Source organism: Streptomyces lushanensis, assembly GCF_001700515.1.
In the GTDB taxonomy this organism is placed as follows: Bacteria; Actinomycetota; Actinomycetes; order Streptomycetales; family Streptomycetaceae; genus Streptomyces; species Streptomyces lushanensis.
The window spans coordinates 1-736 of record NZ_MAUD01000723.1 but is presented as its reverse complement, the minus strand read 5'-3'; the positions used below and the strand labels follow the sequence as shown (position 1 = coordinate 736).

At 75.7% G+C, this 736-nt stretch carries 1 protein-coding gene; it reads left to right on the top strand.

Features of this window, described 5'->3' with window-relative positions; all coding sequences use genetic code 11:
* Positions 1-688 (top strand): AAA family ATPase (locus tag BFF77_RS32615; protein ID WP_066957183.1); only part of this gene is annotated, 688 nt, incomplete at its 5' end.
* Between the last annotated feature and the right edge of the window lie 48 nt (positions 689-736).

Here is a 736-nt window from a genome sequence, read left to right as displayed (position 1 = left end):
GTCCGGGGGCGGCGGCGGACCGCCCGCCGGTCCGCCGCCGCCCCCGGACTCCACCGGGCATGTCCAGCTGCCGCCCGGCGGGCTGGTGCCGGTCCCCGCGCCGCCGCCCGCTCCCGGCGGAGGCACGGGCACCGCGACGCTCGCCGTCCTGCTCATCGGTCCGGCCGGCGCGGGCAAGACGACCGTCGCCCGCCACTGGGCGATGAGCCGCCGTGTGCCCACCGCGCACATCAGCCTCGACGACGTCCGGGAGTGGGTCTGCTCGGGCTTCGCCGACCCGCAGAGCGGATGGAACGACCATTCCGAGGCGCAGTACCGGCTGGCCCGCCGCACCTGCGGCTTCGCCGCGCGGAACTTCCTGGCCAACGGCATCTCCTGCATCCTCGACGACGCGGTCTTCCCCGACCGCCCGGTCGTCGGGCTCGGCGGCTGGAAGCGCCATGTCGGTCCCGGGCTGCTGCCGGTCGTCCTGCTGCCGGGACTGGAGATCGTGCTGGAGCGCAACGCCGAGCGCACCGGCAACCGCAGGCTCTCCGACGAGGAGGTGGCGGGCATCCACGGCCGGATGGCCGGCTGGTACGGCTCGGGGCTGCCCATCATCGACAACTCCAAGTACGACGTGGAGACCACCGCCCGGATACTGGACGACGTCCTGGCCCGCGCCCTGGCGAGCCCGCCGAACTGGTGAGCGCCCTTCCCGGCGCCTTCCCCGGGCCCGCCCGGACCCTCCCGGGCC